Annotated in this window: 24 protein-coding genes; 13 read left to right on the top strand and 11 right to left on the bottom strand. The window is 57.9% G+C overall.

From position 1 onward, the window contains the following. Nucleotides 1-25: 25 nt before the first annotated feature. Together ACO6TI_RS31945 and ACO6TI_RS31940 are read right to left on the bottom strand one after the other, a co-directional pair. Nucleotides 26-592: a carbonic anhydrase gene (locus ACO6TI_RS31945; RefSeq protein WP_422384104.1), complete on the bottom strand. Its 567-nt coding sequence runs from the start codon at nt 590-592 to the stop codon at nt 26-28. Nucleotides 593-617: 25 nt separating this feature from the next. Next, nucleotides 618-1,718, bottom strand: a complete 1,101-nt coding sequence (locus ACO6TI_RS31940) for an NmrA family NAD(P)-binding protein (protein ID WP_422384103.1) — start codon at nt 1,716-1,718, stop codon at nt 618-620. A 101-nt stretch (nt 1,719-1,819) separates the two neighbouring features. Here ACO6TI_RS31940 and ACO6TI_RS31935 point away from each other — a divergent pair, with 101 nt between their 5' ends. Further along, nucleotides 1,820-2,383 carry a TetR/AcrR family transcriptional regulator gene (locus tag ACO6TI_RS31935; protein WP_422384102.1) on the top strand — a complete coding sequence of 188 codons (564 nt, stop codon included), beginning with the start codon at nt 1,820-1,822 and terminating at the stop codon, nt 2,381-2,383. A gap of 90 nt (nt 2,384-2,473) precedes the next feature. Here ACO6TI_RS31935 and ACO6TI_RS31930 read toward each other — a convergent pair whose 3' ends face one another. Beyond that, nucleotides 2,474-2,986, bottom strand: a complete 513-nt coding sequence (locus ACO6TI_RS31930; RefSeq protein WP_104704945.1) for a hypothetical protein — start codon at nt 2,984-2,986, stop codon at nt 2,474-2,476. Nucleotides 2,987-3,154: 168 nt separating this feature from the next. After that, nucleotides 3,155-4,735: an RNA repair transcriptional activator RtcR gene (rtcR, locus tag ACO6TI_RS31925; protein WP_422384101.1), complete on the bottom strand. Its 1,581-nt coding sequence runs from the start codon at nt 4,733-4,735 to the stop codon at nt 3,155-3,157. A gap of 207 nt (nt 4,736-4,942) precedes the next feature. On the opposite strand from rtcR, the gene ACO6TI_RS31920 reads away from it, so the two are divergent. Together ACO6TI_RS31920 and ACO6TI_RS31915 are read left to right on the top strand one after the other, a co-directional pair. Further along, nucleotides 4,943-6,517 (top strand): RNA-binding protein, encoded by a 1,575-nt coding sequence (locus ACO6TI_RS31920; protein WP_197000769.1) that lies wholly within the window; start codon nt 4,943-4,945, stop codon nt 6,515-6,517. A 1,103-nt stretch (nt 6,518-7,620) separates the two neighbouring features. Beyond that, a complete protein-coding gene (locus ACO6TI_RS31915) occupies nt 7,621-9,030 on the top strand; it encodes an RtcB family protein (protein WP_422385354.1) in 1,410 nt (469 codons plus the stop codon). A gap of 13 nt (nt 9,031-9,043) precedes the next feature. Here the strand turns inward: ACO6TI_RS31915 and ACO6TI_RS31910 are convergent, their stop codons facing one another. The 6 genes from ACO6TI_RS31910 to ACO6TI_RS31885 form a co-directional block, all read right to left on the bottom strand. Continuing rightward, entirely contained in the window at nt 9,044-10,624 is a 1,581-nt protein-coding gene (locus tag ACO6TI_RS31910; RefSeq protein ID WP_422384100.1) for a serine hydrolase, read from the bottom strand. A 183-nt stretch (nt 10,625-10,807) separates the two neighbouring features. Further along, entirely contained in the window at nt 10,808-11,998 is a 1,191-nt protein-coding gene (locus tag ACO6TI_RS31905; protein WP_422384099.1) for a multidrug effflux MFS transporter, read from the bottom strand. 228 nt (nt 11,999-12,226) lie between these two features. Beyond that, nucleotides 12,227-12,703 (bottom strand): DUF6505 family protein, encoded by a 477-nt coding sequence (locus ACO6TI_RS31900; protein WP_196896795.1) that lies wholly within the window; start codon nt 12,701-12,703, stop codon nt 12,227-12,229. Nucleotides 12,704-12,707: 4 nt separating this feature from the next. After that, nucleotides 12,708-13,409, bottom strand: a complete 702-nt coding sequence (locus tag ACO6TI_RS31895; RefSeq protein ID WP_108875017.1) for a biotin/lipoate--protein ligase family protein — start codon at nt 13,407-13,409, stop codon at nt 12,708-12,710. Then, nucleotides 13,406-14,497: an Mrp/NBP35 family ATP-binding protein gene (locus ACO6TI_RS31890; RefSeq protein WP_108875016.1), complete on the bottom strand. Its 1,092-nt coding sequence runs from the start codon at nt 14,495-14,497 to the stop codon at nt 13,406-13,408. Before ACO6TI_RS31890 ends, ACO6TI_RS31895 begins: the two co-directional genes overlap by 4 nt. Before the next feature lie 7 nt (nt 14,498-14,504). Further along, nucleotides 14,505-14,693 (bottom strand): DUF6494 family protein, encoded by a 189-nt coding sequence (locus tag ACO6TI_RS31885; protein WP_055113514.1) that lies wholly within the window; start codon nt 14,691-14,693, stop codon nt 14,505-14,507. A gap of 87 nt (nt 14,694-14,780) precedes the next feature. Between ACO6TI_RS31885 and ACO6TI_RS31880 the strand changes: the two genes are divergently transcribed. Further along, nucleotides 14,781-15,545: a hypothetical protein gene (locus ACO6TI_RS31880; protein WP_208992585.1), complete on the top strand. Its 765-nt coding sequence runs from the start codon at nt 14,781-14,783 to the stop codon at nt 15,543-15,545. A gap of 16 nt (nt 15,546-15,561) precedes the next feature. Here ACO6TI_RS31880 and ACO6TI_RS31875 read toward each other — a convergent pair whose 3' ends face one another. Beyond that, entirely contained in the window at nt 15,562-17,529 is a 1,968-nt protein-coding gene (locus tag ACO6TI_RS31875) for a 4Fe-4S binding protein (protein ID WP_422384098.1), read from the bottom strand. A 202-nt stretch (nt 17,530-17,731) separates the two neighbouring features. Here ACO6TI_RS31875 and ACO6TI_RS31870 point away from each other — a divergent pair, with 202 nt between their 5' ends. From ACO6TI_RS31870 to ACO6TI_RS31830, 9 genes are all read left to right on the top strand, one after another. Further along, nucleotides 17,732-18,301: a DUF3305 domain-containing protein gene (locus ACO6TI_RS31870; protein ID WP_208992584.1), complete on the top strand. Its 570-nt coding sequence runs from the start codon at nt 17,732-17,734 to the stop codon at nt 18,299-18,301. Next, nucleotides 18,298-18,978 carry a DUF3306 domain-containing protein gene (locus ACO6TI_RS31865; protein WP_422384097.1) on the top strand — a complete coding sequence of 227 codons (681 nt, stop codon included), beginning with the start codon at nt 18,298-18,300 and terminating at the stop codon, nt 18,976-18,978. The genes ACO6TI_RS31870 and ACO6TI_RS31865 overlap by 4 nt, the downstream gene beginning before the upstream one ends. A gap of 84 nt (nt 18,979-19,062) precedes the next feature. Next, nucleotides 19,063-19,659, top strand: coding sequence for a molecular chaperone TorD family protein (locus tag ACO6TI_RS31860; RefSeq protein WP_209004623.1), 597 nt, complete (start codon nt 19,063-19,065; stop codon nt 19,657-19,659). A 58-nt stretch (nt 19,660-19,717) separates the two neighbouring features. Next, nucleotides 19,718-19,918 carry a hypothetical protein gene (locus ACO6TI_RS31855; protein ID WP_055113505.1) on the top strand — a complete coding sequence of 67 codons (201 nt, stop codon included), beginning with the start codon at nt 19,718-19,720 and terminating at the stop codon, nt 19,916-19,918. 106 nt (nt 19,919-20,024) lie between these two features. Continuing rightward, nucleotides 20,025-22,916: a molybdopterin-dependent oxidoreductase gene (locus ACO6TI_RS31850; protein ID WP_055113503.1), complete on the top strand. Its 2,892-nt coding sequence runs from the start codon at nt 20,025-20,027 to the stop codon at nt 22,914-22,916. A 12-nt stretch (nt 22,917-22,928) separates the two neighbouring features. Further along, nucleotides 22,929-23,522 carry a formate dehydrogenase FDH3 subunit beta gene (gene fdh3B / locus ACO6TI_RS31845; protein WP_029064789.1) on the top strand — a complete coding sequence of 198 codons (594 nt, stop codon included), beginning with the start codon at nt 22,929-22,931 and terminating at the stop codon, nt 23,520-23,522. Nucleotides 23,523-23,673: 151 nt separating this feature from the next. Beyond that, nucleotides 23,674-24,894: a formate dehydrogenase subunit gamma gene (locus ACO6TI_RS31840; RefSeq protein WP_104704912.1), complete on the top strand. Its 1,221-nt coding sequence runs from the start codon at nt 23,674-23,676 to the stop codon at nt 24,892-24,894. 12 nt (nt 24,895-24,906) lie between these two features. After that, complete coding sequence (locus ACO6TI_RS31835; protein WP_422384096.1) at nt 24,907-26,277, top strand: c-type cytochrome; 1,371 nt, start codon at nt 24,907-24,909, stop codon at nt 26,275-26,277. After that, on the top strand, nt 26,274-26,402 hold the full coding sequence (locus ACO6TI_RS31830; RefSeq protein WP_268873263.1) for a hypothetical protein: 129 nt from the start codon (nt 26,274-26,276) through the stop codon (nt 26,400-26,402). The genes ACO6TI_RS31835 and ACO6TI_RS31830 overlap by 4 nt, the downstream gene beginning before the upstream one ends. The last annotated feature ends 2 nt before the right edge of the window (nt 26,403-26,404 follow it).

Below are 26,404 nucleotides of genomic sequence, written 5' to 3'. Positions count from 1 at the left end.
CGAGCCCCGGGAATTCTGACAGGGTCTAACCACCGGTATTCTCGTTTTTGGGCGGCTCGCGCAACCGCGCGAGTTCACGCGGCGGAGCTATTTCCCTGACTTGACCAGATTTGACATCATAGAGGAGTGCCGAGACGGTCAAGTGGCCGGGGATTTCGGCTGCATCACGTAGCCGGTTGATGTCACGCAAGAGATCCGTTTCCTGATCCGTGATCGCATAGTCGGAAACATCGATGCCGAGTTTGTCGCGAAGCGCATCCCGGAAATCGGGATTGGTAAAATTTTGTGCGCTACATTGTGTGTGCTGCATCAGGGCGACATGGAAATCCGGGTCTCGATCTGGTGCCATCTTCGCAACCATGAAGGCGAGAGTGGCGATCTCGTTGATCACGCTCTTTGTCACGCGCCCGCCATTGTTGCGCAGGACCACGGCATCCCCGAGTTCCAGGCCAAGCACATGAGCGGGATCGACACGAGCATCGATGCACGTCAAAACGAGGGTGCCAAGTTTTGGCAGTATCGGGAGGTCGGCGGATGAGAACGTTTCCGCGAAGCGGTCGTTCCGTTCAAGAAGAAGAGAATTGTTACTCATGATTTTTCCTGTTTACTCTTGGCAGTCAGGCAACCTTGGCTGTTGTTGACTGTGCCGATTGACCGGCATGGGTCGCGACCCAATCGGGTGTCTGCTGGCTGAATCTCGGGTTTGCGATCCGGACATAGTCCCGCGCCGACTGCACGCGCTCGAGATCAAGTGCAGGCGTCAGTACGATTTTGAGGAAACCGACCAGCGTGCGGGCGCTTGCCGCAAGGCTGGCTTGAAGTTCGGGGCGGGTGGCGACCAGCCTGCGGACAATGCTTTCGAACTCTTCCGGCACACGGCCTCCGACACGGTGTACGTCCTGTGTCGGTGCGTTCACCGCGAAGCTGCCCCGTCGATATTCTTCCGCATAGATCGCGAGCTGGGAAACCGCGGCTTCCGAGTAGTTTGACGGTGGCAGCGCGCGCAAGGCCTTGGTCATCATCTTTTCCGAAATGTTCATGTATCTCACGCGGCGTCCAAGGGCTCGCCCCATCGCTTCGGCGATCTCGTTGGGGGACAGAAGCTCCGACCCGGTCGGACGGTAGTTCTTGCCTGCATGGGTCTCAGGGTCGACCAGGGCTGCGACAGCGACGCTGGCGATGTCCTCGTTTGAAGGAGGTGCGTTTTTCCGCTCATCACCCGGCCCCAGCGGCATTGTGAAAAGTCCCAGATGTGCCGCCATGTCGATGACCATCAGGTAGTTGTCGGCGAACCATCCGGGATTGACCGAAGTAACACTCATGCCAGACGGCAGGCGGATCAGGGCATCGGACAGGTAGACCTCGCGCGTGAACAGCGACGGGTGGTCGACCGACGTGAGCCATTGACCGAGCGTTACGACATGTTCAAGGCGGGCTTCGTTTGCCGCCACGGTGAAGACGGCGTTGAAGTGCAAGCCGTTCGGCGCCGTTGGTGCACATTGATAGGCCCTTTGCACGTTTTTCATGGCCTTGCGCATGTCCGCGAGCGCATATTGATTGCCGATGAAGATTTCAGCGCCCGCGCGCTCCAGAAGCTCCGAGCGTTTGTCTCGCCTTCTGACGAAGGCCCTGACGGGAAAGCCCCTTTCAAGCAGCTGCAAAACGACCGGCAGGCCGGTCTTACCCGCCGCGCTGGTCACGAGAATTTTCGGTTTCAATGCCACGCGCCACCTTTAGATGATAATTGTAATCTTAAAATATAGATGATATACGAAATCTAAATTGTCAAGCCCCGAAGAAAGACGGCACGATGCCCAGAATGTCTGAAGCTGAAAAACGTAAAACCCATAAAAGGATACTCGACCAGGCGGCCCGGATCTTTCGCGAGAAAGGAACGGAAACGACCAGCGTTTCGGATGTCATGCAGGCAGCCGGTCTCACGCATGGTGGCTTTTACCGGCACTTCAAATCGAAGGATGATCTTGTGGTTGCCGCTTTCAGGAACGCGGTTGATGGTGTGCTCGCCGACATGGAAGACGCTGCTTCGGATGAAGAGAGAGAAAAAGCGCGGGAGGCCTATATCGACACGTATCTGTCAATGTGCCACGTCGACAACCGCGGCGAAGGGTGTCCATTGGCAGCACTGGCAGGAGAGTTGTCACGCGGCCAGGTGGGGGGCAGGCGGGAAGGTTGTGATGCCATGCAAAGGGTTTCGCAGCAACTAAAGCAAGCAGAAGATACCGCTCAGGGCATTGCAACACTGGCCTTGATGCTGGGAACGGTAACGCTTGCTCGCCTCGCGGAAAACGTGAATGTTGCTGATTGCGTTTTGGATGCGGGTCGGAACGGTGTTGAATTGATCCAGAGAGACTGGGTGGATTAACGACAAGACCGAGTGCACTGGCTGATGCCTTCGAAAAAAGCAGGCGCGCCAATTGGCGCGCTCATTGCTTTTTCGAACAGATTTTAATTGTCAGGCGTTCTGCTGCTTTTCGATGAGTTTCAGCATGGCGACCATGACGATGCCGTAGAGAACGTGTCCGACCAGGGCGACCCAGACGATTCCAGTGAAGTTCAAGAAGAACGGCAGACCGGCGAGAGAGGTGATGCCACCGATCGCGAAGATCCAAAGACCAAAACCATAGATCGCAGACGGCACGAACCAGTGCGTGTTGCCAACGACGCGTTGCCAGAGTGGTGCGAAGATGAACATCCAGCCAATCGGGTAGCCGATCAGGCCGACAACGTAAAAATGCACGAAATAGCCGGCGAAATTGCTATTTGGCAAGCCGAGCGCGCCAAGCAGACTTCTGGCAAGACCGTGCGGAGATAAAGTGGCGAAACCGAGCGCGGGGCTGATCACCTGGCCCCAGAGGTCGAACGCGATGGTTGCGAAGAATCCCGAGACGAACATCAGTCCCAGTGTGGCGAAATTGACGGAGGGCAGAGCGCCAACCAGCCGGTTTTCAGAAGTGAGTGTCATCATGTCCATTAGCCTTCCAGATAACAAATCTTGTTGCGCCCTTTATTTGGGAAGGCATTCGATAACGTGCATTCAACTCAATGCGTGAAGTTCTGACGTTTTATTCAAGTTCGGATGCATCGAGATCACGGAAACTCCATCTGTGCGTGAGCCGGTCGGCTATCACGGCTGTCATTCCGCCGTGATAGCCGACCAGTTCAGGTCAAACCGGTCCAGGTACTTCTTGAGGCGATCAGCATCGTTGCGGCTTGTCTTCGAGGCGCGGGATGCCGCGAACAGGACCCGTCCGGTTGCGCTCAAGGACGGGCTCTTCCGGCACATGCGAATGACATAGGCGAGCTGAACCCTGTCGAAGACGTCGATTTCATCGGTTCTGTCGCCGAGGAGATCCCGCAGGAGCGTGTCATCCGGGTTGGCCAAGGCACTCGTCCACTGGCTTTCCAGTGCGTCGATTTCCTGTTCAACGAGCGTAAGCGTGATACGGCCTCGCGGTGCCAGGGTGCACAATCTCTGGACAGAGGCGCCGAGGTCGCGAAAATTGCCCGGCCAGCGTGTTGCCGGGGACACGGCAAAGTCAAGATATCGCGCTCTTGCATCGACATTGAAGCCCACCCTGTTGCCGAGCAGTTTTTCAGCGCGGTTGAGTTCGAATTCTATGTTGGGTTCGATGTCTTCCCGCCGTTCCGTGAGAGAGGGCAACCGGAATGTCCAGAGGTTCAGCCTGGCATAGAGATCCGGTCGGAACTTTCCCTCCGAGACGAGCTGGCCGAGGTTGCGGTTGGTTCCCGCAATCAGTTGAAAGCGGCTGGTGATCTCGTGATCGGAGCCAACAGGCAGAAACCGGCCGGTTTCGACCGCGTGAAGGATCATTGCCTGTTCATCGAGGCCAAGTTCGTTGATCTCATCCAGGAAGAGCACACCGCCATCAGCCTCACGCAACAAGCCGCGCCGGTCCGGACTGCCGGTTCCCATGGTCCCCCGGCGATGGCCGAACAGGCTCGACATCGCGCGCTCGCCCTTCAGCGTGGCGCAATTCACATGAACAAGCCGGCCCTTGACCCGGCGCCGCTGCAATTTCAGCTCGTAGATTCGTTCCGCCAGCTCGCTCTTGCCTGTTCCCGTATCGCCGAGCAGAAGCAGCGGCGCATCCGAGTTTGTGGCGACAAGCTCTATCCGTTCGATCAGGCTGTTGAATGCCGTGTTCCGGGTTTCAATGCCTGCTTTCAGGAGTGCATTGTATTCTTCCGCGATCAGATCAAATCGTTGCTGCAAGGCGTCATAACGGGAAAGGTCGAGATCTACGATGTTGTAGCGGCCGGTTACTTCACCATCGTCACCGCGTGGCGGCGATGTCTGCACCAGCTTGGCTGGCACATGTCGGGACTCCGTCAACAAAAACCAGCAGATCTGGGCAACGTGCGTTCCTGTCGTCAAATGGACGAAGTAGTCCTCGCGATCCTCGTCGAAGCCGTAGTCACGCGCGAAGTCAAACAGAGCGCCGTAAACCTCCTGAAAATCCCAGGGATCGCGCAGGTCAACCTGCTGCAGCAGAACCTCTGTTGCCGGACTTGCATCCTCGATGTCTTTCTTGACGTTGCTTGCAAGGCGATGAAATGCCCTGTCGTACAAGAGTTCAATACGGTGAACCGGAAAGCTGCCATGCTGGGTGACGGCGATCGACGGGCGCCATCGACGCTTTTTGCCGGCGTCCAGCTGGATGCCGAGGAAGCCGATGACAACGTTCTTTTTCAACGAGCTATACCTTCTTATAAAAGAGTATCTTTTCGTATAAGATATTCTCGTGCCACAAATGTCAATATCCGGAAAAACTCATAAAAAACAAATAGTTATTGTGATTTCACATTTTTGTTTTGCTCTGCGCTTCGAAACGGCAATCTCCTTCTCAACACAGACACGAACACCAACGCCTTCCAGGGCAAGGATTTGAGGAGCGAGACAATGGCGAACAAATCTCTGTTTGCATCACAGCGTGGACGCACTTCCGGCAAGGCCGGTGCCCGGAACCTGGCGGGTGGAAAAGCCTACACCTACGAAGACCGTCACAAGCTGGCTCAGCTGGCCGCAACGGGTTCCATCGGCGACACGTTCTACCAGTCCGCCGATCTTGAACTGAAGGCCGTTCTGGAAACGGCGGCGGCGGTTCCGGATGCCTTCCTGGCTAAGACAGCCGTCTATGCTCGCCAGAAAGGCAAGATGAAAGATCTGCCGGCGCTGTTGCTGGCGGTACTGGCATCCCGTGATCCGGTTCTGCTGGCCAAGGCATTTCCGTATGTCGTGACCGATGGCAGGATGCTGCGTAACTTCGTGCAGATCCTGCGTTCCGGGCAGACCGGCCGCAAGTCGCTCGGCACCAGGCCGAAAGCACTGGTGCGCGGATGGTTGAATGCGGCAACGGACTACCAGTTGCTGCAGGCAAATATCGGCAATGATCCATCGCTTGCCGATGTCATCAAGATGGTGCACCCGAAGCCGCGTGATGCCGAGCGTGCCGCTCTGTTCGCCTGGTTGATCGGCAAGCCGTGCGATGTCGAGAAGCTCCCGGCGCAGGTCCGCGATTATGTAGCCTTCCTGGAGAATCCGAACGGCCGCGAAGTGCCCGACGTTCCCTTCCAGATGCTGACGCATCTGCAGCTCGCCAGGGAAGACTGGACGATGTTGGCGGAACGCGGGAGCTGGAACATGGTGCGCATGAACTTGAACACCTTCCTGCGCCACGGCGTTTTCGAAGGCAAACGGTTCGAAAAGGCACCGGCGGTTCGCATGGTTGCGGATATCCTGAAGGATCCGAAGCGGATCAGGAAGGCACGTGCCTTCCCGTATCAGCTGCTCACGGGTTTTCAGGCGCTGTCAGAGGACATGCCGTCCGAAATCCGCGAGGCGATGCATGAAGCCATGGAGATCTCGGTCGCCAACGTGCCGGCCTTCAAGGGACAGGTTGTTGTGTGCCCGGACGTCTCCGGCTCCATGGTCTCCCCGGTGACCGGATACAGGAAAGGGGCGACGACGGTAACGCGCTGCGTCGATGTTGCTGCCCTGGTGTCCGCAGCCGTCTTGCGGCGTAACCGCGGGGCCACGGTCCTGCCGTTCGAGGTCAACGTCCGGCCGGTGAAGCTGGTGGCGCGAGACACGATTCTGACCAACGCCCAAAAGCTCACGGAGCAGTGGGGTGGCGGGACGAACTGCGCGGCACCGCTGGCGTGGCTGAACGAAAAACGCCGGGCACCGGACCTGGTGATCCTGGTCTCGGACAACCAGTCCTGGGCAGGCGTCCAGCAGGGTCGCGGGACCGGTGTGATGCGCGAATGGGAGACGCTGAAACGGCGCAACCCGGATGCCAAGCTGGTGTGCATCGATATCGCGCCCTACGGCACGAGCCAGGCCAGGTCGCGGCCGGATATCCTCAACATCGGAGGTTTCTCCGATGCGGTGTTCGACCAGATCGCGGCCTTTGCCAAAGGCACGATGAACGTAGACCAATGGGTCGGCGAGATCGAAGCGATCGATCTGACCTGACGATTTGGACCATGGCGGGCACACTGCCTGCCATGGTCGCCGGAAGACCAGGCGAATGCCGAGGGAACTACATTGGCTCCAACAATGGGAACAAAGTCCGAGCGGGTTTGACTCCCCTCCGGATCAGCGGACACTCAATCGGAACCGATGGAATGTCCATAAGCTGATCGGTCTTTAAAAGCCGATCAACTTGTCTGCGCTCTCTTGAGCGCAGGTTGATCAAGCATGCGCTCTCAGGCTCGAGCGGGACTCCCGGGTTTCTTCACCTTTGTCGCCTGGTTTTTCCAGAGATTTTTGAATGAGGCGGATGCCGATGGAATTACACTGTTACCTCCGGAAATGCGTGGGTCGAGCCACGCCTTCGCGAAGTCGCGATGTCGTCTAACGAGGAAAGGCAACGGAGCCAATTTCATCACCAACTTGCCGCCGCAAGTTTCAATCGGTCAGGGCGAATGCCTGCAGAACTACATCGACTATGAATCGCCAGGTTGCGGGTTCGAATCCCGCCGCTGCAACCATCTGATGCAGCGTAGCTCAACGGATAGAGCAGGAACGTTTTGCACCCACCTTGTCGCCCTGACCGGACGACTTCCCGACTGGTCCGAATTCGGATCACCACTGAAACAGAGAGCAAACGATAGGTTGCGGCGACGGCCAAGAGCAGGAAGCCGCATCAGAAAATCCGATCAGGGCGGATGCTGTGCGAGCCTCCATCGTACGCGGGTTCGACTCCCGCCGTGACCGGGAAACAGGCACGTAGCTGAGTGGTTTAGCAGGTCTCGCATTGCGAGATACAAACGTGGTTCGCATTCTTCTCGTCGCCCTGACGGGACCTTGGAATTTGATACGGTAACTTGATTGCGGCTCTGCCGCGAATTCGGGGATGCCGGCAGGATTACAGGCAGACGCCTCCCGGCCTGGCCGGGAGGGGAGGCGCGCAGCGCTTCCCGTGCCAGTTCAAGTCTGGCCCGGTGCAATCCGGTGGCGGAAAGACACTCTTGCCAAACCTTGCCCCGCGCAGCCTGGCGGATGCCAGCAGGAGTTCGTTTCTGACGAAACTCTGCGACACGTTTGCCGCCAGGCGGATATGAAGGAAGAAGATGATGACGATCGAAACGGAAACAACAGAACTGACCAGTGCAATGCTGACCGCGTGGGGGCACGTTGAAGGCAAGGCCTTCGGGGCTGCGCTCCGCGACGGACAAGCCGCGCTTGAGGACGGCGCATCTCTGGACGCGGTACGGCAGATGCTGGAAAGCTACAAGCCGGACCCGGTTCTGCCGCTGGCTGCCTCCGGAGCAAAGCCGTTTCACGTCAATCTGGACGCGGAAGGCGAAGACGAAGAGGCCAACCTGAAAGCGGTCAAGCATCACATGACCGAACTGATGCGCACGCCGACAATCGAGGCAGGTGCGATCATGCCGGATGCCTGTCCGGCCGGTCCGCTCGGAACCATTCCGGTCGGCGGTGTGGTGGCGGCCCGCGGCGCGATCCACCCGGGAATGCACAGCGCCGATATCTGCTGCTCGGTGATGATGACGGAGTTTGAGGACGCCGATCCGAAAGCGGTTCTGGATGCGGCGCATTCGGTGACGCATTTCGGAGGGGGCGGGCGTGCCAACGGCAAGCGCTTCACCATGTCCATGGACCTTTACGACCAGTTCCGCGAGAACCGGTTCCTGAACAACCCGAAGATCCTGCGTTCGGCACATGAGCATCTGGGAACCCAGGGCGACGGCAACCACTTCCTGTTTGTCGGCGTTTCCAGGAACACCGGCAAGACGGCGATGGTAACCCATCACGGGTCGCGCGGTCCGGGTGCGCTGCTCTACAAGATCGGCATGAATATTGCGGAGAAGTATCGAAGGAAGCTGTCACCGAAGACCTTGAAGCAGAACGCCTGGATCCCGTCGGAAAGCGAGGAAGGGAAGGCCTATTGGGAAGCGTTGCAGCTGATCCGCAAATGGACCAAGGCCAACCATAATGCGCTGCATCAGGCGACCGTCGAGGCGAGCGGTGCGAGCCATTCGGACCGCTTGTGGAACGAGCACAACTTCGTGTTCGAGCGTGACGGCCTTTTCTACCACGGCAAGGGGGCGACCCCGGCCTGGGACGGGTATGCAGCAGATGCAACGGGTCTGACCCTGATCCCGCTGAACATGGCCGAGCCGGTTCTGGTTGTACGCGGCAAGGATGCCGGTCATGCGCTCGGGTTCTCGCCTCATGGTGCGGGGCGCAACTATTCGCGTTCGGAGCACAAGCGCCGTTCGCTTGGCAAGACACCGGACGAGATGCTCAAGGAAGAAACGGAAGGTCTCGACATCCGTTTCTTCGAGGAAAAGATCGATGTCTCCGAACTGCCGTCCGGCTACAAGAAAGCCGATGCGGTGGTCGCCCAGATCAAGAAATACGATCTGGCTGAGATCGAGGACTATATCAATCCGTTCGGCTGCATCATGGCCGGTGACATCGAGCCGTTCTGGAAAAAGCAGAAAAAAGGAACAAGGCGGTAAGCCGCCTTGTTCCTTAGACGCGTGTGAATAACGCCGGTTCTGTTTCCGCGAAAAGCTCCACTTCAACAGTTTGGGCAAGGCTACCGGTGATGTCGCCGAAAGTCAGTGTCGAGCGGGAGCCTATCGGCGCGTTTTCGGTGACGAAGTCGAATACCATGACGGCGCCGTCCCAGGGGTGGAGCGGGTAGAGTTGCGGTTCCGGACCTGCCGCAAGGACCAGATCATCGCCGTCTTCCCGCACCTCAACCGTGCCGAAATAGGGATTGGAATAGGTTCCTGTGCAAGTTGCAGCGGGCAGTGGAGCTGCTGCTCCCGCAGGGGGCATGTGGCCAACGGTTCTTCCGCGCTTGACGAAAAAGCTTTCGAATATCCCCGAATAACCCGCATACCAGTCGCGGGTCTCGTGTCCGAACTGGGCAATGTCATTAAAGGAAGCGGAAATGGCTTCGGCAGCTCCCACCGGGGACGCATTCGTCAGGACCACGATAGCGAGATCAAGGGAAGGGATCATCGAGAAATTGGTGCCGGTTCCCATGAGGAAGGCTCCGGAATGGCTTATGACAACCCGGCCGGACGCTCCGACGCCAACACCGAAGCCATAACCGTAAAAGCTCGCACGAGCATCTGGCGCATGGGGCCGGCCGGAAATGCTCTGCGGGCTGATTGCAGGCAGCAACGCTTCCTGAGTGAATATCTGTTTTCCGTCAGATGTCCCGTTCGCCAAGATCAGCTTTAGCCATTTTGCAAGATCGTCGACAGTTGAACTGACGCCGCCTGCCGGTGATTCCGGATCGGGATCGCGCTGCAGCAATGCGGCAAACCCGTTGTCTGTACGCGTGTGTGGAGTGGCGCGATTGTTCGAAGCCATGAAATCGTCGAAACGCGAACTTGTGTTGATCATGCCGAGTGGCTGGTAAAGCATTTCCGCAGACAGGTTTTCCCAGTCGGTGCCTGCTGCCTGCGCGACCGCTTCAGCGGCGGCGGTAAGGCCGAAATTGGTATAGGCATAGGAAATACGGAAGGGGCTGAGTGGCAAAAGCCTGAGCCGCTCCAAAATGGTGGTTCGATCGAAGCCGAGGTCTTCCAGGTCGTCACCGGCATGGTCCGGCAGGCCCGAGCGATGACTGTAGAGGTCGCCAATCGTCAATTTTTCGGTGCGATCCGGATCAGACAATGAAAACCATGGCAAAAGATCCCGCATCCGGCTGTCCCAGGAAACGATCCCTCTGCTGACCTGCGTGGCCACCACAGTCGCACCGACGGATTTCGACAAGGAAGCGATCTGGAAGGCGGTATCCGCTGTGATCTCGTCGGCCGAGCCGATTTCGCGGACACCGAAACCTCTTGCATAGACGGTACTACCTCCATGAACCACCGCAACCGCAATCCCCGGAACACCACTGCGTTCCATCACGTTTGCTATGATCCGATCGAGTTCACCAACAGCCCTTTCGATTTGTCCTTGCGGTACGTCGACACCCGAAGTCTGGGCCGGTGACAACGCTCTGGCGGCAGTTGCGTATGGCAGCAAACCGAATGTTGTGGCACTGGCGGAACCAAGCAGTGTCCGGCGCGTCAGTTCAATACTCGGCATGTCTCGATTCCTGTTCATGAATTTGAAAGTCGGCGGCAAACAGCGCAATTTCGAATTTGTTGCCGATTGACCTTACCCAATTTTGTAGGAAATCAGGTTTTGTTCCAAGTCTCCTTGAGGTGCGACAGGGGCCTGTTCCACTGCGCGGCTGCCATCCCAGAACGAGCTATTTCCGTTAAATTTTCAACCTTGCCTCCGCTCCAGTACCAGGGCGGCAAAGGCAAACAATAGCCCAAGCGCGGAACTGGCGAGCATGAGGATCAGTACGGTGACAGGCTGCTCTCCCTGGCCGATGGCGATGCCTGCAAGGCTGGTCAGCGCGGCACCACCGCCGAGGGTGAGGGCTCCGACAAGTCCGGCGGCGCTGCCGGCAAGGTCCGGACGAATGGACATCGCACCGGAATTGCTGCCTGGAATGGTGAGACCATTTCCGATCCCGACAAAGATCGTGCTTGCGAAAAAGGCAATCGGGGACGCCGAACCAACAAGGAAAACCGTCAGGCCGACCACGAGGCCGATGCATGCGGTGACGCGCCCGACCAGCATCATCGCGGGTAGCGACAGTCTTGAGGAAAACCTGCCGGCCAGGAAACCACCGGCGGAAAACCCGACCGTGATGCTCCCGATCAGAAATCCAAGTTCGGCTGTCGTCACGCCGAAGGACGTGGTAGCGACCAGCGGCGCCCCGGCCAGAAAGATATAGAAGGCGCCGACGGTGAACATTGTGCAAAGAGCATAGGCCCAGAAGCGAAACTCACTGATAAGGGCCAGAATCGCAGCCGCCATGGGCTGCTGGTCATCCTGCCTGTCGGGTTTCGTTTCTCCCAGATCAAACCAGCAGAGCACAAACAGCAGGACCCCGCATATTCCGTAGAGATAGAAATTCGCGCGCCACCCAAAGGCCGTGTCAAGGAGCCCGCCAAAAACGGGACCGAGCATCGGCGCGATGGCCATGCACATGCTGATGTAACCGATGAGGCCCGCTGCCTTCTGAGGTGCGTGCGTATCGCGGACGATTGCCATAGACAGCGTGTAACCGGCGGTAATGCCACCCTGCAGCATCCGGAAAAAGAGAAACACCCAGATGTCCTGCGCGGTTGCGCAGATGATGGAGGAAAGGCTGAAGATTATCAGCGCGACTAGCAGAACAGGCCGCCTACCAAAGTGATCGGCAAGGGGGCCGGCGATCAATTGAATGACTGCAGTCACCGCCAGATAGCCGGCGATAGCCATGCTTGCGAGCGCGTAGTTGGTCTCCAGGTCCTCGGCGATATGCCCCAGAGACGGCAAGAACATGTTCAGCGACAACGGAGAAAACGCCGTCAGCAGGATGATCGTGACGAGATGCGGAGGTGTGCGATGCCTTGTCTTCAACTCATGTATCTTTCAAAAAAAATGCCTCCGATTGGAACCGGAGGCACATGGCAGGCGATTTGGAACGCCTTTAACGGTCCATGCGTCTGTCTCTCACCACGATGTGGAATTCGAATGTCAAAATTAGCCCTCTCTTCGGGACATTAATCTTCACAAATGTCGGCGACAAGTTCCTTTTCGCCGCGATCGCCGCTCAGATATTGGATCCTGTGTCGCCGAAACGGAGCTTCACTCCAGATCCCCATGCATCGCCACCAGGTCAAGTTCCGCTGCCGGGGCCTCGATGGCGCTGTAACTTTCCCTGACGCCTTCATCCGTGAGTTCCCGGTGAACAGCCAACAGCATGTTCTCATCGTGCTCGGAACAAAGATCTGCCATGTAGCGCAATTCGTCTTCTGCAACGCCCCTTGCGGCATCGACAGACGGTGCGCCGTAGACGTCGACAAAGTGCCGGGCGAGGCGATCGACGAGATCTGAATACTCCGTCTCCTCGATCGGCGTGATTGCAACAAAGGTCACGCGACCGAAGGTTTCCAGACCCAACCAGCCATTGGCAAAAGCCTGCCTTGCCTTGCCGACAAGGTCTGCCTCGGTCCAGTCGGAAAACTCAAACCCGCCCGAAAGGCACCATTCGCCTGTCCGGGCCGGGGAGAAATAGACGTTGCGGTCGCTGTCATCCATGTGAATGGCACGGGCGAGTTTCATGATCCTAGGTCTCCAGTCGGCTCGAAAGCGGGATGAGAATTGTCTCGTCTCCATCCCGGAGCAACATGCCAAAATTCTCGTCGACACCAACGAAAGTTCCCGTGCGTTCGTCGATTTCCACGGGTTCCCCGAGCGTCGGCACCAGGCCGCGCCAGTCCGCATGAACCGGGCGCAGGCCTTCATCAAGCCATCGGTTGATCCAGTAAAGGCTGTGACGCACCCAGGCTTCAAGCAAGTCCTCAGCCGTGATCTCGGCACAACCTTCTTCCCAAAGCCAGGTCTTGTCGGATGTGATGCCGGGATCGGGTTCCGAACTCGACATGTTGAGCTCCAGTCCAACGATCAGCCAATCGGGTGTTTCTGCACTATCGGTTGTCGACGACCTGATGCGTATTCGGCCGCAGACTGCGCCATTGACACGGATTGTGCCATCCCACTCCAGGTGAACCGCGACTTCGGGAGGCGCCAGTGCGCCGAGGGCGGCCTGAAAACCGAGACCGCATACAGGCAACATTGCCATGGCCTCTTCGAGCGGAACCTCAGGCGCGAATATCAGGCTCGCCTGCAACGTGTCGCCGGTAAGATTATGGACAACGGTTCCAGGGTCTGTTCCGGCAATGGCAAGTGCGAGCGCGCGCTCGAACGGATCGGCCTGACCGGTTAGTGCTTCGCCCTGAAACAATGGTGGGAAAGTCGGTTCGCTCATGCCTGGCTCTCCGCAACCAGTGTCCTGGCAAGTTGTCGGAAAACGTTCGCCTCGGGTGCATCGGGTGCCTGCACGGCAATCGGCGTTCCGCCGTCTCCGGCGAGACGGATGTTCAGGTGCAGCGGCACTTCAGCCAGGAGCGGGACGCCGAGTTTTTCAGCTTCCGCCGCCACGCCGCCATGTCCGAAGACGTGTTCCTCGTGCCCGCAACTGGAACAGATATGCGTCGACATGTTTTCAATCATGCCAATTATGGGGACCTGCATCTGCTGGAACATGTCGATGCCCTTGCGGGCGTCCAGAAGGGCAACGTCCTGCGGTGTCGATACGATGATCGCACCGTCGACAATGAACTTCTGGCAGAGCGTCATCTGGACGTCACCGGTGCCCGGCGGCAAGTCGACAATCAGCACATCCAGGGCGCCCCATTGCACTTGACCCATCATCTGCTGCAGCGCACCCATCAGCATGGGGCCGCGCCAGACGACAGCCTGGTCGCCCGACGTCATCAGGCCGATGGAGATCATCGTAACGCCGTGGTTGCGGAGGGGCAGGATCATCTGGCCGTCCGGAGATGTCGGCCGTCCGGATATGCCGAGCATCTTTGGCTGCGACGGACCGTAAACGTCCGCATCGAGCAGACCGACCTTGCGGCCCTCGGCGGCCAGCGCACAGGCGAGGTTGGCAGCAACCGTCGATTTGCCGACGCCGCCTTTTCCCGAGGCTACAGCGATGATCCTGTCGATGCCCGGCACCTTTTGCGGTCCGGACGATCCTGGTGGCGCCGGACGCGGTTTGATCGGTGTCGGTTCGCTCGGTTTTGCTGCTTCAGCCGCCGTTTCGGAGTGGGCTGTCAGGATTATCTGGACATTTCCACAACCTTCGAGGACGGACAGGCGGCTTTCGGCATCGGCCTTGAGCGCTTCCATCTCACCCATGCGGCTTGCGTCGATCTCCATCACGAAACGGATGGTACCGTCTCCGATCTGGAGGGCGCGCACCATGCCCGAGGCGACGATGTTCTCGCCGGTGTTCGGATCCTTGACGGATTTCAGTGTATTCAGAACGGTTTCACGCGTCAGGGGCACGACCGGTTTACCCCTCGATCTCGCCGTTGACTTCGTGCGCCAGACCGATTTCCTCGATGGTCACGACGGCCTTGATCCTGTACTTCTTGCCTTGCGATGGACCCGCATTTCTGACCGCTTCTTCAATAGCCTGCTGAGAGGTGACCCCGACCTGTTTCAGGAATTTGCGCATGGACATGTTGAATTCGTCGCTCATTTTATCCTCCCAATAAGCGTTGTGTGAATTGACGGCCCGTGCCCGTGTACCCTAACGTCTGGTTTCGGCAACGTGAGGGAGGAGCGCGTGTGCTGTCGTCTTTTTCTTGTAGTCCTGTTCGGACTGGTTTTTGGTGCCGGGCTGCTGCCGTCAGGCATGGCTTCGGCAAAATCGTTTCGCGTGAGTGCGCCGGAAGACCTGGTGGCGTCGGGCTTCCTGAAACATCTGCTGCCGCGGTTTTCACTCAAGACCGGTATCCGAATTGAAATCGTTCCGGAAGATACCGCTGCAGATGCCGCTTTCTCAAGAACTTCCGAAGGGGTGCCGGCTTTTTCGGGAATAGGAAGCGACTGGTACTTTGCCGTCACCGATACCGGGAACGAGTTTGTCATCCGTTTTGAAGACTGGATAACAGGCGATATAGGCAGAAAAACAATAGACGCCTTCAAATCGGGGGGCGCGCAGCTTTTCACCGCGGCGGTCGCAAAACCGAAGGCAGATATTTCCGAGGCGGTTTCCGGTGATGTCGTCTTCGGCGAGAAACTGGCGGTTCTGCATTGCGGACGCTGCCACATGGTCAATGAGGCAACCCGGTTGACGACGATCGGGTCGTCACCGTCGTTTGCCGTCATGCGCAGTTTTTCTGACTGGAAAGTACGATTTGAGGCGTTTTTCGTGCTCAACCCGCACCCATCCTTTACCCAAGTTGAAGGGGTTACGGAACCGTTCGATATCAGCCGGCCATCGCCAATAGCACCGCTTGAACTCACGCTGGACGACCTTGATGCCATCCTGGCCTTCGTTTCAAGGATCCCTCCGGCAGATCTCGGCGCACCCATACAGTACCAGTGATCTTGATTTCCGTGGTTCAATGGTCGCGCCGCTTGCTGATGTAGTCTTCGGTGGTGCGTACCTTTGGTTTTTCGCCCATGGCGAATGGGTTGTTCTCCGAGTGATACACCGCGTTGACACGGCAGTCGTCGCACATCTGAATGAGCTTGGCTGCCTTGTTGTCCTGGAACATTCCATGTTTGCCGGCGAGTTTCTCGGTCATTCGCTCCACCATCGAGCGGACACCGAACGGCTTGCCGCATTCGACACAATTGAACGGCTCCTCCTCCTTGAGGACAACAGGTGTCAACGCGTCGTCCGCAAGGTTCAGGCGCGGCTCCAAAGACAAGGCGCTTTCCGGGCAAAGATTTACGCAGATCCCGCATTGCAGGCAGGCATCTTCCTGGAAACGCAGCTGCGGCTTGTCCGGATTTTCCTTCAGAGCACCTGCAGGACACAGAGAGACGCATGACAGACAAAGTGTGCAACTGCTCAGGTTCAGATCGACTGCACCGTAAGGCGCGCCTTTCGGCAGCACGATCGGTTCATCCGTGTCATTCAGCGCCTTTGCCGCAAGACGGGTAACCTGCCGGCGCGACCCGATGGGCAGGATAGGCTGGGCGACAGGCTCGACCTGCCTTTCCTCGTAAAGATATGCTTCAAGCTGGTCCGGATCCGTCGGCTCAATCGATCGGACCTGATCGTTCCGGGCAATCGCGTTTGCCAGCTCCAACTGGAACGAAAGGCCGTCCCTTTCCGTTTCCGGTGACAACAACAGCGTCACCGACCCGAAGCCGCTGGCCAGGGCTGAGAGCATCTCCGAATGACCGAATCCGGCGAGCGCCTGTATTTCCAGGGGGATCACATCGTAGGGTAGACCCTTGCCGTAGCGAGCGCTGAGACGGATCAATTCAAGTCCGTGACTGCCGTCGTGCACGAGAAGATGCGGACTGCCGGTATCCAGTTTTCGCCATGTGGAGGAAAGTGTCCGGATCCGTTGAAAGATATGCTCCACGGGCGGTGCATCGTAGGAAATTGCGCCGGATGGACAGACAGCAGAGCAACTTCCGCATCCGGCGCAGGTCATCGCGTCGACAACGACATGGTCACCTGCCGGAGAGATCGCTCCGGTCGGGCAAAGATCGAGGCAACGTGTGCAGCCGGTCTTTTGAGCGCGCGAATGCACACAGAGCTGTTCGTTCAGCTTGACGTAGATCGGTTTTTCGAATGTGCCGGTGAGCTGAGAGGCTTCGAGCAGGGCCTTTATGCGGGCCTCGGTGTTGCCGGGATCGGTTCGCAGATACCCTTCCCGCTTGTCCGGTGCCGGAAAGAGCGGTTGCGCCGCCTTGCGGAGGTCCAGAATAATGTCGCATTCAGTCCGGCCACCACTGCGTGGTTCCGTCCAGCCGAACGTTCCCCGGCCTCCTGGAATGCGCTCCTGAAGTTGTTCAAACGACAGGCTGAACTGTCCGAGCGCGCCGGTCGCCGCCTTGACCCTGCCGCGGACGATATCGAAACGCCGGTCGTCCGTGACCGGCAAGTCCGCGTCCGGTGCAAGCACGACCGTGACACTCAACGCGTCACTCAGATGACCGGCAGCAGAAAGCGCAACCTCCGCATCGCCAAGAATGATGCAGGTTCCGGCGGACTGGACATCGAGAACCTTTTCGGCCGGCAACGGCAGCAGGGCGTCTGCAATCAGCGCCGCCATCTTGGGGGTCGGCGCGTTTGTGCTCGCAGTCCAACCGGCGCGATCGCGCAGGTCGACGAAGATCGGATCGTCGGCGTCGATGTCGGCTGCGATCTCTTCGAAAAAAGTCTGTTCCTGACCGCAGGCGATCAGAACGTTGCCCGCGCGAATCGCTTCTTCGGCAATTCCGGCTTCCGCGCGGCAGAGTTCGGTGTGAATTTTCGAGCAGGATAATCCGGTGGTTTGTTCAATCCGTTCTGGCTCGATTGCCTGACTTTTCCGGCAATCGCACAGCAGAATCTTGCTGTCACTCATAATTGTTCGCGTCCTCTCCCGGGAACCGTCAGCTCCGTTTTCTCCTCACCGGATGCAGGTGTTCCAGCCCACATAACAAGGGCGGATGTCGTGTCAGGTCAAGTTCGACTTCTGCGGGGCTTGAATTTTATTCAGCTTGCTACAGCATGTAGGGAAATCCGCGAAAGCGATTTGTGACCCGCGGGTGGGAGGAGAATCCGCAGTGACAGGCGAAAGAATGCGAGCGATGCCGGTTGGTGTCGTGGTTAGAAGATTGCCCGGTGTTACGAAATGGCAGAAATGGAGCTGGCGCCCCGTTTCCCTGCTTCCCGGCGCCAAAGCTGCCGATTGGACCGTTCTGCGCAAAGAAGGCGAGGCGGTCGAATATCACGCTGCAACGCTGAGCCTGGAACTGCACCGCACTGATACCGAAGCCTACCTGACCGCGCTTTCCGACAAAGTACCGTCCATTTACGTGATCATGCGTCCGGCCGACGAGGTCGAGCGCGACGTGCCGATGGACGTGATGCTGCTGACCGCATCGGCCTACGAGGGACAGGACTATGCGGATACGACGGATGTCATGGTCGAGAAAGTTCCCATGCCTCCGGGGCTGATTGCATGGATCCGCGAGTTCGTCGAACTCCATCACCAGGACGAGATCTTCATCAAGCGCAAGCGTGACAAGAAGAGGATCGATCTCAAAGAAGACGGGATCGGGGACGCCCGTATTCGCCAGATCAGCGATGTTTACCGGGCACCGGGACGAAAGCCCAAGGACACTTTGCAATGAGTGGGCACGACGAAACAGGTGGCGACTTCTGGTCGAGGCGGAAAGTGGCTGTTCGCAAGGCGGAACAGGCCGAACTGGCGGAGAAGGAAGCAGAAGCCGCCGCGGAAGAGCGGGCCGAGCTGGAGCAGAAGAGCGACCAGGAAATTCTGGAAGAGCTGGGGCTTCCCGATCCGGACACGTTGACGAAGGAAGACGATTTTTCCGGATTTCTGTCGGCAACCGTCCCAGAACGGCTTCGGCGGCGAGCCCTCAGGAAACTTTGGGGGATAAATCCGGTCCTTGCCAATCTCGATGGGCTGGTCGACTACGGCGACGACTTCACGGATGCTGCGACAGTCGTTGAGAACATGCAGACCGTGTACCGGATCGGCAAAGGCATGCTGGATCAGTTCGCGCAGGCCGAAGACGAAGAAATTGATGTTCTTGCCGCAAACGACGAAAATCCGTTGCCGGCAGATGCCGACAAGACAAGCAGCGAAGAGCCAGAAGAAAATACTGCACTGCACAATGATTATATTGAAAATGAAAAAGCATCTGTGCATTTGACGCAAGCTGATCAGGTCGTGCAGGCTGACGAAATGCGCGCGAACCCAACGCAAATTCAAGAAACGGAAGAAATTCCAATAGACGCAGAACCACGAAATGTGCGGAGGCGTCTCCGATTCGACTACTCTTAGTACTAAAGTCGAATATATGGGGAGCAGTAAAACGTTGAAACTAGTACCGCGCATGAGGGAGGAACATCGCGGATGTCCGCAGCGATGACGGAATACGTAATCGATCCGGAAGACCGGGCTCGATCGGAACTCTATGATTTTATTGGATTGCTGCTGGTCAAACCGGCGAATGCTGCGCTATTGCGTCAGGTTTCTCAGCTTGGTGGTGATGAAACACCTCTCGGTAGCGCACTGACCGTTCTGGCGAAGATCGCCTCGGTTACGTCTCCCGAAGCGGCCGAACGCGAATTCAATGCTCTTTTTATCGGTCTGGGGCGCGGTGAACTGCTGCCCTATGCGAGCCACTACCTCACCGGGTTCCTCAACGAAAAACCACTCGCCAATCTGCGTAGTGACATGTCGAGCCGGGGGATCGGCCGCGCGGAAGGCAAGCGCGAACCGGAAGACCATATCGCGTCCCTCATGGAAATGATGGCGGGCATGATTGTCGGGCGCTTTGGAACGGTCACTTCCGTTGCGGAACAGAAAATATTCTTTCAGGCGCATATCGAGCCTTGGTCAATACACTTTTTCTCAGATCTTCAGGCAACGAAGAGTTCCGTCTTTTACGGAGCTGTCGGTGCTTTGGGGCGGCAATTCATGGAGATCGAGGCCGAAGGTTTCGGCATGCTGCCCAATTGAGTTCACGTTGGCAATTTAGGCGGCTGCCAGCCGCTGCAAGGAGAGGAGGATTGCAACGATGAAAAAACCCGATCAAGCGGTGCCCAAAAGTGGGTCTGGCCGCCGGGATTTCCTGAAGCTGGCTGCTTTGTCAGCTCCTGCTGCCGTCGCTGCGACAGCAGCAACAGGAACCGCTGAAGCAGCGGAAGTTGATCCCACGTCCAGCAAAATGCAGGACACGGCGCACACACGCGCATACTTCGACAGCGCCCGGTTCTAACCGGACCCTGTATCACACCCGGTCTATGGTTGCGTGACGCCCGCTGACCGGTTCGCTGAAATCCAACCCAGCCGTATCGATTTCGGTACAAGCAAGGTAGGGCAATATGCTTAGGAAAAAGACAAATGGGGTCGCGCGACGCCCCCAGGGTGCAAGTATCCTCAGAGACACTGCACATAAATCGGTAGACCGCCGGACATTCCTCAAGGGATCCGGTGTCGCCGCGGGTGGCCTGGCTGCCATCACCGCAACGGGTGGTTCCGTTACCAAGGCCCAGGCTCAGTCATCTGACGATGCCGTCAATCTCGTAAAGTCGGTCTGCACCCACTGTTCGGTTGGCTGTACCGTGATTGCCGAAGTCAAGAATGGTGTCTGGACCGGCCAGGAGCCGGGATGGGACAGCCCATTCAATCTTGGTGCCCATTGCGCCAAGGGCGCTGCAGTGCGCGAGCACGCACACGGTGAGCGCCGGCTGAAGTATCCGATGAAAAAGGTCGGTGGCGAGTGGACCAGAATCAGCTGGGACGAGGCGATCAACGAGATCGGTGACCAGATGATGCAGATCCGCGAGGAAAGCGGACCTGACAGTGTTTACTGGCTCGGATCAGCCAAGCACAACAACGAACAGGCTTACCTGTTCCGCAAATTCGCGGCCTATTGGGGGACGAACAACGTCGACCACCAGGCGCGTATCTGTCACTCGACAACGGTTGCCGGCGTAGCCAACACATGGGGCTACGGCGCCATGACCAACAGCTACAACGACATCCACAATTCAAAGGCCATCTTCATCATCGGCGGCAATCCGGCAGAGGCTCATCCGGTCTCACTGCTGCATTTGCTGCGTGCCAAGGAGCAGAACAATGCTCCGGTGATCGTTTGCGATCCGCGCTTTACCCGCACGGCCGCGCATGCAGATGAATATGTGCGTTTCCGTCCCGGTACGGACGTTGCCCTGGTCTGGGGCATCCTCTGGCACATCTTCGACAACGGCTGGGAGGACAAGGAGTTCATCCGCACCCGTGTGTGGGGCATGGACCAGATCCGTGAAGAAGTTGCCAAGTGGAACCCGGAAGAAGTCGAACGGGTTACCGGTACTCCGGGCAGCCAGATGAAGCGCGTTGCGCGGACACTGGCGAACAATCGTCCGGGCACGGTTATCTGGTGCATGGGTGGAACCCAGCACACGAACGGTAACAACAACACTCGCGCATACTGCGTTCTCCAGCTTGCCCTCGGCAACATGGGTACATCAGGCGGCGGCACCAACATTTTCCGCGGCCACGACAATGTGCAGGGTGCGACGGATCTGGGCGTGCTCAGCCACACATTGCCTGGCTACTACGGCCTGAGTGCAGGTGCCTGGGGCCATTGGGCGCGTGTCTGGGAAGAAGACTCCGATTGGCTGAAGGGTCAGTTTGCCACCGTCAAAGGTTCCGACGGCAAGGAAAAAAGCCTTCAGAACCTGACTGGTATTCCGGTCAGTCGCTGGATCGACGGTGTTCTGGAAGATCCCGATAATACCGATCAGCCGAACGCGGTTCGGGCAATGGTCCTGTGGGGCCACGCACCGAATTCGCAGACCCGCATGACGGAAATGAAAACGGCCATGGAAAAGCTGGATACTCTGGTCGTCATCGACCCGTATCCGACGGTCTCCGCCGTTCTTCATGATCGTACCGACGGTGTCTATCTGCTGCCGGCCTGTACGCAGTTCGAAACACGCGGTTCAGTGACCGCTTCGAACCGGTCTCTTCAATGGCGTGACAAGGTGGTTGAACCGCTGTTCGAAAGCCTGCCGGATGAAGTCATCATGGCCAAGTTTGCGAACAAGTTCGGCTGGGGTGACAGGCTCTTCCGCAATATCGAAATGGAAGATCCGGAAACGCCGAATGTCGAAGACATCACCCGCGAACTCAATCGCGGTCTGTGGACAATCGGCTATACCGGCCAGTCGCCGGAGCGGATCAAGTCGCACATGGCGAACCAGCACACATTTGACCGGACGACGCTTCAGGCGGTCGGCGGCCCGAATGATGGCGAATATTACGGCATGCCGTGGCCGTGCTGGGGAACCCCGGAAATGAAACATCCGGGTACTCCGAACCTCTACGACATGTCCAAGCCTGTCGCAGAAGGCGGTTTGTGCTTCCGCGCCCGTTTCGGTGTGGAACGTGATGGCGACAATCTTCTCGCTGACGGTGTTTCGAACCCAGGTGCGGAAATTCAGGACGGCTACCCCGAGTTCACCATGCAGATGCTGATGGATCTCGGCTGGGACGGCGACCTGACCGATGAGGAGCGGGCTGCCATTGAGGCGGTTGCCGGGCCGAAAACCAACTGGAAGACCGACCTTTCCGGCGGTATCCAGAGGGTGGCCATCAAGCATGGCTGTGCACCGTTCGGCAACGCCAAGGCACGCGCCGTCGTGTGGACGTTCCCGGATCCGGTTCCGCTGCACCGCGAGCCGCTCTATACCAACCGCCGGGATCTGGTGGCAGACTATCCGACCTATGAGGATCGGAAGTTCTATCGTCTGCCGACACTCTATGCCTCGATCCAGAAACAGGACTTCTCGAAGGATTACCCGATAATCCTGACCTCGGGACGTCTTGTGGAATACGAGGGTGGCGGTGACGAGTCCCGGTCCAATCCGTGGCTCGCCGAACTTCAGCAGGACATGTTCGTCGAGATTAATCCGAGGGACGCCAACAATCTTGGTGTGCGCGATGGTGCGCAGGTCTGGGTTGAAGGTCCTGAAGGCGGCAAGGTCAAGGTCATGGCAATGGTGACCGAACGGGTCGGCGAAGGCGTTGCCTTCATGCCGTTCCACTTCGGCGGTCATTTCCAGGGCGAAGACCAGCGGTCGAAGTACCCGAAAGGGGCCGATCCGTATGTCCTTGGTGAGAGCTCCAATACTGCTCAAACCTATGGCTACGATTCGGTGACGCAGATGCAGGAGACCAAAGCGACTCTCTGCAAGATCTCGGCAGCGTAAGGAGGATACGCAATGGCAAGATCAAAGTTCCTTTGTGACGCCGAACGCTGCATTGAGTGCAATGCCTGCGTTACGGCGTGTAAGAACGAAAATGAGGTGCCGTGGGGGATCAACCGCCGCCGTGTCGTAACCATCAATGATGGCCGGCCTGGCGAACGGTCGATTTCCGTGGCCTGCATGCATTGTTCGGATGCACCGTGTATGGCGGTGTGCCCGGTCGATTGTTTCTACCAGACCGAAGAAGGCGTGGTTCTTCACTCGAAGGACCTGTGCATTGGCTGCGGCTACTGCTTTTACGCCTGTCCGTTCGGCGCACCGCAATTCCCGCAAGCGGGCAATTTCGGATCGCGTGGCAAGATGGATAAATGCACCTTCTGTGCAGGTGGTCCGGAAGAAAACAATTCGACCGCCGAGCGTGCCAAATACGGTGCAAACCGTATTGCGGAAGGCAAGTTGCCGCTTTGCGCTGAAATGTGCTCCACCAAGGCCCTTTTGGCAGGTGACGGCGATGTCGTTTCAGCCATTTACCGCGAGCGTGTCGTCGCCCGCGGGTTCGGCTCCGGCGCCTGGGGCTGGGGCTCTGCCTACGGCCAGAGAGGCGGCTGACCAACGGATCATTCTGCGATGCCGGGGTGAACCCGGCATCGCCAGATCCGTTGTAATTCAAAATGACAAAGAGCTGGGGCGGCGCTTACCAATCCGATTGGTATCCAGCCGCCCCGTTTGTCCTTAACGGCATTTGTTCGAGGGTCCTTTCATGAAACGTTTGGCTCTGGCTGTGGTTCTGCTGTTTGCGTTTCTGGTTCAGGGAATTGCTCAGGATCAGACGCAAGGTCAGCAACCGGTAGACCGCTCCGCGACCGGAGGAGCGCAGACGCTCGAAGACATCATGAAGCGTCAACGCGGTGAAAAGGTCGATACCGGGTTCCGGCGCAATGAGACCGGCGATCCGAACTCCGCGGCTGGAATCTCCTCGCAGCTCGGCACTCTGGGCGGCGCGTCCGATCCGGAGCTCTGGCGGGCACTGCGTTACGGATCGGCCGATATTACTGTTTCTTCCGGTGGCAAGGAGGCAACCGTGCTGATGCAGGACGGCGGCATGCGCTGGCTTGCCTGGCGCAAGGGGCCGCTGGCGACCTATGGCGCCTATCTCCTTGCGGGAACGCTTGCCTTCCTGGTGCTGTTTTTCCTCCTGCGCGGCCGAATCCGGATCGACGGGGAAAAAACCGGCCATACGATCACCCGGTTCAAGGCTATCGAAAGGTTCGGGCACTGGTTGCTTGCCGGCAGCTTCATTCTGCTTGCAATCACCGGTCTGATCACACTGTTTGGACGATACGCGATCATTCCGCTGATCGGCAAGGATGCGTTCGGCCCGGTCGCGTTCGCCTCCAAATGGGTCCACAACAATGTGTCCTGGGCCTTTATGCTGGGCCTCGTCATGGTCTTTGTCATGTGGGTGGCGCACAACATTCCGAACAAGACGGATCTTAAATGGATTGCCGTAGGCGGCGGGCTTTTGAAAAAAGGCGTGCATCCGCCCGCACGGAAATTCAATTTCGGACAGAAGCTGGTGTTCTGGGGAGTGATCGTGCTCGGTGTGTCGATCTCCGCTTCCGGCATCTCGCTGCTGTTTCCGTTCGAATTCCCGATGTTCGCTGTCACGTTCGAGAAGCTGAATGCTCTGGGTCTGCCGCAACTGGTCGGACTTGGACCCCTGCCGACCGAACTCGCCCCGCACGAGGAAATGCAATATGCGCAGCTTTGGCATTCGATCGTTGCGTTCCTCATGATTGCTATGATCCTGGCCCATATCTATATCGGGTCGGTCGGCATGGAGGGGGCTTACGACGCCATGGGGTCCGGTGAAGTCGAGCTTCAATGGGCTCGTGAACACCATGGCCTGTGGGTCAAGGAAGTCGAAGAGGCGCAGCGAAGTTCGAAAGCGCCGGACAAAAATACGGTTCCTGCTGAATAGGGCAGGTAGTCAATGAAGGTCTTCTGCTTCCGAAAAATTGCCACAGGAGCGTGGAGCTTCTCGCTCTATCTGTCATGCCTTGCCTTCTTCAGCCTGGCACCGTCAGCAACTGCAGCGGAGTTCCAGACCCTGAAAGGGCATGGCGGTCCGGTGATGGATATTTCCGTGTCGCCGACAAACGGCATCGTTGCAACAGCAAGCTTCGACAATGCCGTCGGGGTCTGGGCAGGACGGAAACCGCGCTGGTTCGACGGCCATGCAGCAGCCGTCAAGGTCGTCAGGTTCGTCGATGAGAAACATATCGTTTCTGCCGGCGACGACAATGATCTGATCCTGTGGAGTCTCGACGACGGTTCGCGGAGACGACTGGAAGGCCATACGGCCAAGGTCACGGGACTGGCGATATCGCCTGATGGCAAGACGATCGCCAGTGCAAGCTGGGATTCGCGGATCGGGCTTTGGCCGGTGGAAGGAGGCGAGCCGACATTCCTGAGCGGGCACAACGCGGGTGTAAACAAGGTCGCCTTTTCAGCCGACGGCGCCTGGCTTTACTCCGCTTCCGTCGACGGGTCGATCAAGCTTTGGGATTTTGCCAAAAAGAGTGAAGTGCGTGTCATTGAACGCAACGGCTTCGGCATCAACGTGATGGTGCTTGGCGGTGGCAACAGCAACGAGACATGGGTGGCCTACGGCTCGCAGGACGGCGTGACCCGCATCGTTGACATTGAAACCGGTGAACGGCTGCATGACTTCACTCTGGAGCGCCGTCCGATCCTCGCACTGGCGCTCAGTCCGGACGGTAGCAGGATGGCGACAGGTGACGGACATGGATACATCACCGTATTCGACACGAAGTCCTGGTCCATCGAATCCGATTTCAAGGCGGCATTGAAGGGACCGATCTGGGCGCTTGCCTTCTCGAAGGATGGTGAATTGCTGCATGCCGGCGGTATCGAGGACATCGTTTATTCCTGGCCGGTCGAAGATTTGGGAGCATTCGATCCGATGGCGCAGGAGACCCCCCAGTTCCTGCGCAAACCCGAAGACATGACCAATGGTGAGCGTCAGTTTGCACGCAAATGCTCCATCTGCCATGCACTGAGCCCGGATGGAGGCCGCAAGGCCGGTCCAACGCTTCACGCCGTGTTTGGCCGCCGGGCAGGAACCCTGCCGGACTATCCCTACTCGGAAACACTCACCGGATCTGATATTGTCTGGAATGAAGAGACCATTGATCAGCTGTTTCTTGACGGACCGGATCATTTCATTCCCGGTTCGAAAATGCCGATGCAGATCATCGCCCGTCCGCGAGACCGGATTGACCTGGTCGACTACCTGAAAGCGGCAACGGCCGGACAAGAAACCAATGGAGAAACACAATGAAGGCGATGTTCGCGGCTTTTGCCGCTATCGTGGTGATCGCGATAGGAGCCCACCAGATCCTGGAACGGTCAGGCTTTTCCAGTGCTGAACAGGCAACCAGTTCGTCGGTGAGACTTGGGGAGTAAGA

It is taken from the genome of Roseibium album (assembly GCF_965233825.1).
Classification (GTDB): Bacteria; Pseudomonadota; Alphaproteobacteria; order Rhizobiales; family Stappiaceae; genus Roseibium; species Roseibium album.
Note: the sequence above shows the minus strand (reverse complement) of the source record. Positions and strands in the feature narration are given on the sequence as shown.